Raw genomic sequence first — 10,958 nt, forward strand, 5'->3', positions numbered from 1 at the left:
CCCGAAGAGAGAACCGCCGCACCTGATGGTCACCCCCGAGCTGATCTCCCCGCGTTCCCCGCGCGTCGTCGCCGCCCGGCGGCTCGCCAAGCGCAACTTCCGGGGCAAGGACCGCCTCTTCATCGCCGAGGGCCCGCAGGCCGTCCGCGAGGCCGCCGAGCACCGCGGCTCCACCGGGGAGTCCACGCTCGTGGAGCTCTTCACCACCGTCGAGGCCGCCGAGCGCCACACCGCCATCATCGAGGCCGCCCGCGCCGCCGGAGCCCGCGTCCACCACGCCTCCGACGCCGTCCTCGCCGAGGTGTCCCAGACCGTCACCCCGCAGGGCCTCATCGGCGTCTGCCGGTTCCTCGACTCGCCGTTCGAGGAGATCGTCGCCGCCCGCCCCAAGCTGGTCGCCGTCCTCGCCCACGTACGCGACCCCGGGAACGCCGGCACCGTGCTGCGCTGCGCCGACGCGGCCGGCGCCGACGCGGTCGTCCTCACCGACGCCTCCGTCGACCTGTACAACCCCAAGTCCGTCCGCGCCTCGGTCGGCTCGCTCTTCCACCTGCCGGTCGCCGTCGGCGTCCCCGTCGAGCAGGCCGTCGCCGGGCTGAAGGGCGCCGGCGTCCGGATCCTCGCCGCCGACGGAGCCGGCCAGGACGACCTCGACGCCGAGCTGGACGCCGGCACCATGGGCGGGCCCACCGCCTGGATCTTCGGCAACGAGGCCTGGGGGCTGCCCGAGGAGACCCGGGCCCTCGCCGACGCCGTCGTCCGCGTCCCCATCCACGGCAAGGCCGAGAGCCTCAACCTCGCGACGGCCGCCGCGGTCTGCCTGTACGCCTCCGCCCGCGCCCAGCGGCCCCGAACCTCCGCCTGAGGGGTCCATTCCGCCCTCCCCGCCCAGTAGAGTGACGCACTCGGGAACCCACTGCGCTACACGGAGGGGTGGGGGTACGGGGATGACGGTCGGCACGGACAGTCCCGCACAGGCACGGAGCGCCGCGCCGCACGCCCAGGAAGCACCGGGGACCGCCCCGGACACCCCGGACCCGGAGCAGTCCGGGGCCGACGGCAGGTCCGCGGAGGGCGCAGCCCCCACGGACACCGCCGCGGAACCCGGACCCGCGGACACCGCCGCGGAACCCGGACCCGCGGACACCGCCGGAGACCTCGGACCCGCGGACGCCGACGGCTTCGCCGGTGTCCTGCCCGACGACCTGCCCGACGGTCTCGTCGTCGCCGACGAGACCGGCCGGATCGTCGCCTTCAACGCCGCCGCCAGCCGCATCACCGCCGTCCCCGGCGAGCGGGCCCTCGGCCTCCCCCTCGACCTGGCGCTGCCGCTCGAAGACCTCAAGGGACGCCGCTGGTGGGCCCTGACCGACCCGTACGGCGGCCTCGCCACCCGCCGCGGCCAGCCCGAGCGCAACCTGCTGCTGCCCGGCGGCCGCGAGGTCCTCGTCTCCGCCCGCTACGTCCGCGAGCACCCCACCGGTCCGGTCCGCCGGGTCGTGGTCTGCCTGCGCGGCACCGAGGCGCGCCGCCGCACCGAGCGCAGCCACGCCGAGCTGATCGCCACCGTCGCCCACGAGCTGCGCTCCCCGCTCACCTCCGTCAAGGGCTTCACCGCCACCCTGCTCGGCAAGTGGGACCGGTTCAACGACGAGCAGAAGCGGCTCATGCTGGAGACCGTCGACGCCGACGCCGGCCGCATCAAGCGGCTCATCGCCGAACTCCTCGACATCTCCCGGATCGACTCCGGACGGCTCGAAGTACGGCGCCAGCCCGTCGACATCGCCGCCGCCGTCGGCCGGCACGTCCAGGTGCACACCACCGGCGGCCAGTCCCCGGACCGGTTCTTCGTCCGGATCATGCCCGGACTGCCCGCGCTCTGGGCCGACCCCGACAAGATCGACCAGATCCTCGGGAACCTCCTCGAAAATGCGGTGCGCCACGGCGAGGGAACCGTCACCATCGAGGTGGCACCCGCCAGGACGCGCACCGACGGAGAAGAGGGGACGGAGGTCACCGTGAGCGACGAGGGCCCCGGAATCCCCGAGGAGTCGATGAGCCGTGTCTTCACCCGCTTCTGGCGGGGCAGCAAGCGCGGCGGCACCGGCCTCGGCCTCTACATCGTCAAGGGCGTCGTCGAGGCCCACGGCGGAAACATCACCGTCGGCAGGGGCCCCCGGGGCGGGGCCGAGTTCCGATTTATGCTGCCCGTCGGCACCCCGGCCCATCTCGCCTGACGAGATCCAGTACGAAGTCCGACCGGATCGGACAGGATCGGACGAGATCGAAAGCCGCCCGGGGCGCCCACGGGCTCATTCGCATCCCCCCACCCCGTTAGACTCGTCCTTTGGCACGTTTGCGCCCTTGACGTCGAGCGGGGCCGCCCAGCCAAGCCAACGGAAGCACGGGAAGAGATGTCCGCACCCAATAAGTCGTACGACCCGGTTGAGGTCGAGGCACTGAAACCGGAAGAGATCGAGCGCATGCGGGACGAGGCGCTCGCCGCCTTCGCCGCCGCGGGCGACCTCGACGCGCTCGCGCACGCGAAGACGGCGCACACCGGCGGCACCTCGCCGCTGGCGCTCGCCAACCGGGAGATCGGCGCCCTGCCCCCGCAGGCCAAGGCCGCCGCCGGAAAGATCGTGGGCCAGGCCCGCGGCACCGTCTCCAAGGCGCTCGCCGCCCGCCAGACGGAGCTGGAGGCCGAGCGCGACGCCCGCGTCCTCGTCGAGGAGGCCGTCGACGTCACCCTGCCGTACGACCGCGTCCCGGCCGGTGCCCGCCACCCGCTGACCACGCTCATGGAGCGCGTCTCCGACGTGTTCGTCTCCATGGGGTACGAGGTCGCCGAGGGCCCCGAGGTCGAGGCCGAGTGGTTCAACTTCGACGCCCTCAACTTCGTACCGGACCACCCGGCGCGCCAGATGCAGGACACCTTCTTCGTCGAGGGCCCGGCCGGTACCTCCGGCGACGAGTCCGGCGTCGTGCTGCGGACGCACACCTCGCCCGTCCAGGCCCGCACGCTCATCGACCGGGAGCCCCCGGTCTACGTGGTGTGCCCCGGCCGCGTCTACCGCACCGACGAGCTCGACGCCACGCACACCCCGGTCTTCCACCAGATCGAACTGCTCGCCGTCGACGAGGGCCTGACCATGGCCGACCTCAAGGGCACCCTGGACCACATGGTCCAGGCGCTCTTCGGCTCGGACATGAAGACCCGGCTGCGCCCGAACTTCTTCCCGTTCACCGAGCCGTCCGCCGAGATGGACATGCTCTGCTACGTCTGCCGCGGCGAGTCCGTCGGCAACCCGGACCGCCCCTGCCGCACCTGTGGCAGCGAGGGCTGGATCGAGCTGGGCGGCTGCGGCATGGTCAACCCGAAGGTGCTCGTCGCCTGCGGAGTGGACCCCGAGAAGTACAGCGGATTCGCCTTCGGGTTCGGCATCGAGCGGATGCTGATGTTCCGCCACAACGTCGACGACATGCGAGACATGGTCGAGGGTGACGTCCGGTTCACCCGGCCGTTCGGGATGGAGATCTGATGCGCGTCCCGCTTTCTTGGCTGCGGGAGTACGTCGACCTGCCGGCGACGGAGACCGGCCGCGACGTCCAGGCCAAACTCGTGTCGGCGGGCCTCGAGGTCGAGACCGTCGAGCAGCTCGGCGCCGGCCTGACCGGCCCGCTGGTGGTCGGCAAGGTCCTCACCATCGAGGAGCTGACGGAGTTCAAGAAGCCCATCCGCTTCTGCACCGTCGACGTCGGCCGGGCCAACGGCACCGGCGAGCCCCAGGAGATCATCTGCGGCGCCCGGAACTTCGCCGCCGGCGACAAGGTCGTCGTGGCCCTGCCCGGCGCCGTGCTCCCCGGCGACTTCCGGATCGCCGAGCGCAAGACGTACGGCCGGGTCTCCCGGGGCATGATCTGCTCCGGCGACGAGCTCGGGATGGGCGACGACGGCACGCACGGCATCATCGTGCTGCCGCCGGAGCTCGAGATCGGCATCGACGCCACGAAGCTCCTGGAGCTGTACGACGAGGTCCTCGACATCGCCGTCACCCCGGACCGCGGCTACTGCCTCTCGATGCGCGGCGTCGCCCGCGAGACCGCCATCGCGTACGGCCTGCCGCTGCGCGACCCGGCGCTGCTCGACGTGCCCGCGCCCAACGCGTACGGCTACCCGGTCCGGGTCACGGACCCCCTCGGCTGCGACCGCTTCACCGCGCGCACCGTCGTCGGTCTCCAGCCCGAGGCCCGGTCGCCGATCTGGCTGCGCCGCCGCCTGCAGAAGGCCGGCATGCGTCCGATCTCGCTCGCCGTCGACGTCACCAACTACGTGATGCTCGAACTCGGCCAGCCGCTGCACGCCTACGACCGGAGCCGTCTCGACGGCCCCATCGGAGTCCGCCGCGCCGAGGCCGGCGAGAAGATCACCACGCTCGACGGCACCGTACGCGTCCTCGACGCGGCGGACCTGGTGATCACCGACGACCGCGGTCCCATCGGCATCGCCGGTGTCATGGGCGGCGCCAACACGGAGATCGCCGACCCGGAGACGGACCCGGAGACCGGTGTCGTCACCGGCACCTCCGAGATCGTCATCGAGGCCGCGCACTTCGACGCGATCTCGATCGCCCGCACCGCGCGCCGCCACCGGCTGGCCTCCGAGGCGTCCAAGCGCTTCGAGCGCGGTGTCGACCCGCAGGCCGCGGCCGCCGCCGCCCAGCGCTGCGTCGACCTGCTCGTGCTGCTCGCGGGCGGTACGGCCGAGGCCGGCGTCACCGAGATCAGCGCCCCGCCGGCGCCGCGCACCATCACCATGCCGGCGGACCACCCGGACCGGGTCGCGGGCGTCGGCTACGGCCGCGAGACCGTCGTCCGCCGCCTCCAGGAGGTCGGCTGCGACGTCTACGGCCAGGACGAGCTCATCGTCACCGTGCCGTCCTGGCGCCCCGACCTCAACGAGCCGAACGACCTGGCCGAAGAGGTCATCCGGCTGGAGGGCTACGAGAACCTGCCCTCCACGCTGCCGAAGCCGCCGGCCGGCCGCGGGCTCACCGAGCGCCAGCGCGTCCACCGCCGGGTGGGCCGCGCCCTGGCCGGCGCGGGCTACGTCGAGGCGCTGAACTACCCGTTCATCGGGGAGCAGGCCCTGGACAACCTCGGCCTGGACGCGGACGACGCCCGCCGTCGGCTCGTGAAGCTGGTCAACCCCCTCTCGGACGAGGAGCCCGCGCTCCGTACGACGCTGCTGCCGGGCCTGCTCGGCGCGCTGCGCCGGAACGACAGCCGGGGCAGCCACGACCTGGCGCTCTTCGAGACCGGTCTGGTCTTCCGGCCGGAGGGACAGCCCGGCGTCGCCGTCCGGCTGCCCGTCGACCGCCGTCCCACCGACGTGGAGATCGCCTCGGTCAACGCCGTGCTGCCCGCGCAGCCGCGCCGCGCCGCCGTCGTCCTCGCCGGAGCGCGCGAGCAGGCCGGCTGGTGGGGCAAGGGCCGTCCGTCCGACTGGGCGGACGCGGTCGAGGCCGCCCGGACCGTGGCCGCCGAGGCCGGGGTCGAGCTGATCATCAGCGCCGACCAGCACGCCCCGTGGCACCCGGGCCGCTGCGCCGCGTTCCACGTCGAGGTGGACGGCGAGAAGGTCCTCGTCGGCCACGCCGGCGAGCTCCACCCGCGCGTGGTCAAGGCCTTCGGCCTGCCGGCCCGCACCTGCGCGATGGAGATCGACCTGGACCTCCTGGAGAAGGCGAACGAGGGCCCGCTCAAGGCCCCCCGGATCTCCTCCTTCCCGGTCGCCACCCAGGACGTCGCCCTGGTCGTCGCGAGCGGCGTCCCGGCCTCCGAGGTCGAGGCCGCCCTCACCGAGGGAGCGGGCGAACTCCTGGAGTCCATCCGGCTGTTCGACGTCTACACCGGCGACCAGCTCGGCGAGGGCAGCAAGTCCCTGGCGTACGCGCTGAGGTTCCGCGCCGCGGACCGCACGCTCACGGTCGACGAGGCCAGCGCGGCCCGCGACGCCGCGGTCGCCCTGGCGTCCGAGCGCACCGGCGCCGTGCTGCGCGGCGCCTGAGCGCCGTAGCACCACCGCCACACAGGAGGGCCGTTCCGGGGATACCCCGGGGCGGCCCTCCGCCGTTCCCCGGGGCCGGGCACGTCGTACTCGGGAGCGATCCTCGCGCACCTGTATCGGTGGCGAAGGCCTGGCGCAGGACGGCGCGCCGAGGGTGCTCACTCCTTCGGGTGAGATCGCCGGGCGGTGTTCCCCGCCGGTCCGGGCGGTCGGGAGAATCGACCCGGCCGCAGGCACGGACCTGTGGGCCGCAGGGCCTTCGGGCGCTGACGGGGGCTCGGGAAGGGCCGTGCATGATCCGTACGAGGTCGTCGCTCGCCGAAGGCTCCCGGCTCCGCCGGCGGGCCCCGCTCGCTCTTCCCACCGCCTGGGGCGCGGTGGCCGTGGCCTGGAGGTTCGGCTGCCCACCGGCCAGTGAGCCCGGGCTGCCGATGAGGATCGCCACCAGCGTCGTCTTCGTCAGCGTCGGCGTCGGCCTGGTGATCGGGCTGCGGCGCGGCCCGGCCCGGGAGCTGGCACTGGTGCGGGCCGTCGCCGACGCCACCCAGCAGGTGCTGCTGCGCCCGCCGCCCGCCCGGCTCGACGGACTGTCCCTCGCCGCCGGGCAGTCGTCCGCCTCCCGGGGCGCGTCCGTCGGCGGCGACCTGTACGAGGCGGTGGCCACCCCGTACGGCGTGCGGATCGTCATCGGGGACGTCCGGGGCCACGGTCTCGCGGCGCTCGGCGCCGTAGTCGCCGTCCTGGGGAGCTTCCGCGAGGCGGCGCACGACGAGGCCGATCTGGTCGGCGTGCTGCGGCGCCTGGAGCGGGCCCTGGAGAGGCATCTGCGGGAGCGGGCACGGGACGAGCATCCCGCGCGGGCGGCGAAGGCCCCCGAGCACCCGGCGGCGGAGGAGTTCGTGACCCTGCTCCTGCTGGAGGTCCGGGCCGACGGGCGGCTCTCCGTCCTCAACTGCGGGCACCCCGGGCCGTATCGCCTCGGGCGTACGGCGGAGCGGCTGCCGGTGGGCGACCCGCTGCCGCCGCTCGGGGTGCTGCCGCTGCCCACCGTGCTCGCGCCGTACACCGGGGCCCGGCTGGCTCCCGGGGAGACGCTCGTCCTGCACACCGACGGCGCCGAGGAGGCCAGGGACCACCAGGGTCGCTTCTTCGCCTTGGAGGCGGTGCTCTCGGGGGCGTGCGGGGCGGCTCCCGAAGGGGTGGTCCGCGCGGTCCACACCGCTCTCCTGCACCACACGGGCGGGCGGCTCACCGACGACGTGGCCCTCCTCGTCGTCCGCAACGACCGTGTCCGGGTGCCGGCGCAGCCCGCCGAACCCGGGCTGCGCCGCCCCCGGCCCGCCCCCTCCGCCCACGGGTGAGTGGAGGGGCCGGTGCCGGTGCCGCCCGCCCCGCCACGGAGTGTCGGGCAGATCAGCGGGGCGGGCGACACGGACCGGGCGGCCGCACTGTTTGAGGGGGGAGCCGGCGGCCCGGTCTTCGCCTTTCGGCGAGAAGCACAGTCAACCGGTACGGGGAGGAGCGCGGCAGAGTACGCGGACCGGAAGAAGGGGTACTTCGTTCACACCCCGTGCGAAACCCGCCTGTACCGGTGGTCCGAGGCGATGCGGAGGAGGGTTCTCCCGCCAGTTCGCTCCGTACGAATTCGGCCACCGCTACGCTGAGTTCACCGCGCTCGGAGCCGAGCGACCGGAGCGACCGGAGCGGTCATGCAGCCCAACACCTTGCTCGACGCCCTGCTCGACGAGGCAGGCGTCTCGAACGCCGGCCTCGCCGCCCGTGTGAACCGGGCGGGCCGGGCCAGGGGCCTCACCCTGCGCTACGAACACACCGCCGTGGCGCGCTGGTTGAAGGGCCAGCGGCCGCGCGGCCAGGTGCCGGACCTGATCTGCGAGGTCCTGGCCGCCCGGCTGCACCGGCAGGTGACCCTGGACGACATCGGCTTCGGGGTGCCCGGCGGGCCGGCGCTCGCGGTCGGTTCGCCGCTCTCCGGGTTCGTGGAGCGGGCGGCCGCCCTGTGGCGGTCCGACGAGCAGCAGCGGCCGCACATAGTCGCCGCCCCCGCGGTGACCGGCACTCCGGCCGTGATGCCGGTGTGGGAGTGGGAGAACCCGCCGGAGGACGTGGATGTCTCCCGGAACGGCCGGACGACGGTGTCCGCCGCCGACATCACCGTGCTCAGCGCCGCCCGGTCCCACTACGAGCAGATGTACCGCAAAGCCGGGGGCATCGCGACCCGCGCCCGGATCGTCGGCTTCCTCACCGCCGAGACGGCGCCGCTGCTGCGCGGCTCGTACAGCGACGCCCTCGGCCGGCGGCTGCACCGCGCGACCGGGGGACTCGTGGCGGTGGCCGGCATCTGCGCGTACGACGCCGACGCGCACGGTCTCGCCCAGCGCTACTTCCACCAGGCGCTGCGGCTCGCGAAGGCGAGCGGGGACCGGGGGCTCGGCGCCTATGTGATCGCGCTCCTCGTCAACCAGTCGCTGTTCATGGGGGAGTACCGGCAGGCGGTGGCGTTCGCGGAGGCGGCGCTGCGGGCGGCCGGGCGGCAGATCACCCCGGCGCTCGCCGCGGATCTGACGGCGATGCAGGCGAAGGCGTACGCGCATCTCGGCGACGGGGCGGCGGCGCTGGCCTGCATCCGGCGGGCCGAGTCGGCGGCCGAGCGGATCAGCCCGGGGGACGAGCCGGCCGAGACGGACTATGTGCAGCCGGGGCTCGTCAACGTGCAGGTGGCCGAGGCGCTGCTCGATCTGGGCGCTCTCTCCGCGGCCCACGAGCACGCATCGATGGCGGTGCTGGCGCCCTCGCACGACCGGGGCCGGGTGCACCGGCTGGCGATGCTGTGCCAGATCGAGCTGCGTCAGGGCGAGGCGGACGCGGCGGCGCGGACGGCGGTGGAGATGACCGAGCGGGCGCGGGGGATGGAGTCGCGGCGGCTGCGCGACCGGCTGCGCCAGGTGCGGGAGTCCCTGCTGGCCAGCGGCGGCGAGGACGCCCGGGAGGCGGCCGCGCTCATCGACGGCGCGCTGCGCGTTCCCCTGTGAACCGCTAACTGCTGCGATATTGCCATCAATCAAGCACCGACCAGTCGGAAGGTGGCAAGAACGTGCAGTGGACGAAACTGAGTGAACACTCTGTCTATGAGAATCGCTGGTTCCAGGTGAACCTCGCGGACGTCGAACTCCCGGACGGCCGCCACCTCGACCACTATCTGATCCGGCTCCGCCCGGTCGCCGTCGCCACGGCGGTCAACGAGGCCGACGAAGTCCTGATGCTCTGGCGCCATCGCTTCATCACCGACAGCTGGGGCTGGGAACTGGCCGCGGGGGTCGTCGAGGACGGCGAGACGGTCGAGGCCGCCGCCGCCCGCGAGATGGAGGAGGAGACCGGCTGGCGGCCGGGGCCGCTGCGCCATCTCCTCACCGTCGAACCGTCCAACGGCCTCACCGACGCCCGCCACCATCTGTACTGGGCGGAGACGGCCACGTACACGGGACCGCCCGAGGACGCCTTCGAGTCCTCACGGCGGGCCTGGGTGCCGCTCAAGCAGGTCCCCGACATGATCGCCCGGGGCGAGATCCCGGCCGCGAACATGGCGGCGGGGCTGCTGATGCTCCACCATCTGCGGCTGGGCTGAGACGCCCGGGCCGGGGCAGCCGCTGAGATGCCCGTACGGCCCGTGACATGCCGGACGGCCCGTACCTGTGCGTGAGTACGGGCCGTCCGGGGTCGGGGGGATCAGGCGTACGGGTAGAAGCCCGAGCCCGTCTTCCGGCCGAGCCGGCCCGCGTCCACCATGCGCTGGAGCAGCGGGGGAGCGGCGTACAGCGGCTCCTTGAACTCGGAGTACATCGAGTCGGCGATCGACGCGATGGTGTCGAGGCCGATCAGGTCCGAGAGCTTCAGCGGGCCCATCGGGTGGGCGCAGCCGAACTCCATGCCGTTGTCGATGTCGTCACGGCTGGCGATGCCCGACTCGAACATCCGGATCGCGGAGAGCAGATACGGCACGAGGAGCGCGTTGACCACGAAGCCGGAGCGGTCCTGGGCGCGGATCGCGTGCTTGCCGAGGGCCTTCTCCGCGAAGGCCTGGGCCCGGCTGATGGTCCCCTCGGAGGTCGTGAGGGCCGGGATCAGCTCGACGAGCTTCTGCACCGGGGCCGGGTTGAAGAAGTGGATGCCGATGACCTGGTCGGGGCGGGAGGTCGCCACGGCCAGCTTGACCAGCGGGATGGAGGAGGTGTTCGAGGCCAGGATGGCGTCCGGGCGGGTCATCACCTGGTCGAGGATCTGGAAGATCTCCGTCTTGACCTGCTCGTTCTCCACGACCGCCTCGATGACGAGGTCACGGTCGGCGAACTCGCCGAGGTCGGTGGTGAAGCTGAGGCGGGCGAGCGTCGCGTCCCGCTCCTCCTCGCTGATCTTGCCGCGTTCGGCGGCCTTGGCCAGCGAGTTGTAGAGCCGTGTGCGGCCGATCTCCAGCGCCTCGCCGGTGGTCTCGGCGACCTTCACCTCAAGGCCGCTCCGGGCACACACCTCTGCGATGCCCGCGCCCATCTGGCCGCAGCCCACCACTCCGACGCGCTCAATGTCGGCCATGGAGTCCGTCACCTCGTGCCTTTCGCTCTTCTCTGGCGGCGGGGGCCCGTGTGATTCCGGTGCGTCCGCCTCGACCCCACGACGTTACCGCTCATTAACCGATGATCGATCGCCCGGGGCGGGCATGCTGTCCCGGTGAGGTACTCCGACCACGGCTCGTACGGCGAGGGCCAGAACGCGTCGGCCGTCGGCCGGACCTGGAGGATCACCGCGGTGAGCCGTCGTGCGACGGCGGTGTCCAGGTGGGCGAGGAGTTCGGTGCGCTGCGCCTCGGCGGTCAGGC

The 10,958-nt window shown here is 73.2% G+C and carries 8 protein-coding genes; 7 read left to right on the top strand and 1 reads right to left on the bottom strand.

What is annotated here, in order from left to right; genetic code table 11:
- Positions 1-25: 25 nt before the first annotated feature.
- The 7 genes from EAO70_RS24210 (at position 26) to EAO70_RS24240 (ending at position 9,713) form a co-directional block, all read left to right on the top strand.
- Positions 26-865 (top strand): TrmH family RNA methyltransferase, encoded by an 840-nt coding sequence (locus EAO70_RS24210; protein ID WP_148004890.1) that lies wholly within the window; start codon positions 26-28, stop codon positions 863-865.
- 82 nt (positions 866-947) lie between these two features.
- Positions 948-2,237: a PAS domain-containing sensor histidine kinase gene (locus tag EAO70_RS24215; protein WP_148004891.1), complete on the top strand. Its 1,290-nt coding sequence runs from the start codon at positions 948-950 to the stop codon at positions 2,235-2,237.
- 177 nt (positions 2,238-2,414) lie between these two features.
- Entirely contained in the window at positions 2,415-3,542 is a 1,128-nt protein-coding gene (gene pheS / locus EAO70_RS24220) for a phenylalanine--tRNA ligase subunit alpha (protein ID WP_148004892.1), read from the top strand.
- The gene (gene pheT, locus EAO70_RS24225) at positions 3,542-6,070 is read left to right on the top strand and encodes a phenylalanine--tRNA ligase subunit beta (protein WP_148004893.1); all 2,529 of its coding nucleotides are present in this window, start codon (positions 3,542-3,544) and stop codon (positions 6,068-6,070) included. The genes pheS and pheT overlap by 1 nt, the downstream gene beginning before the upstream one ends.
- A gap of 293 nt (positions 6,071-6,363) precedes the next feature.
- A complete protein-coding gene (locus EAO70_RS24230) occupies positions 6,364-7,431 on the top strand; it encodes a PP2C family protein-serine/threonine phosphatase (RefSeq protein WP_148004894.1) in 1,068 nt (355 codons plus the stop codon).
- Positions 7,432-7,779: 348 nt separating this feature from the next.
- Positions 7,780-9,120: a transcriptional regulator gene (locus EAO70_RS24235; RefSeq protein ID WP_148004895.1), complete on the top strand. Its 1,341-nt coding sequence runs from the start codon at positions 7,780-7,782 to the stop codon at positions 9,118-9,120.
- 62 nt (positions 9,121-9,182) lie between these two features.
- Positions 9,183-9,713 (top strand): NUDIX hydrolase, encoded by a 531-nt coding sequence (locus tag EAO70_RS24240; RefSeq protein ID WP_187284000.1) that lies wholly within the window; start codon positions 9,183-9,185, stop codon positions 9,711-9,713.
- Positions 9,714-9,814: 101 nt separating this feature from the next.
- Here the strand turns inward: EAO70_RS24240 and EAO70_RS24245 are convergent, their stop codons facing one another.
- A complete protein-coding gene (locus EAO70_RS24245) occupies positions 9,815-10,675 on the bottom strand; it encodes a 3-hydroxybutyryl-CoA dehydrogenase (RefSeq protein ID WP_148004897.1) in 861 nt (286 codons plus the stop codon).
- Between the last annotated feature and the right edge of the window lie 283 nt (positions 10,676-10,958).

The sequence above is a fragment of the Streptomyces sp. adm13(2018) genome (assembly GCF_008042145.1).
In the GTDB taxonomy this organism is placed as follows: Bacteria; Actinomycetota; Actinomycetes; order Streptomycetales; family Streptomycetaceae; genus Streptomyces.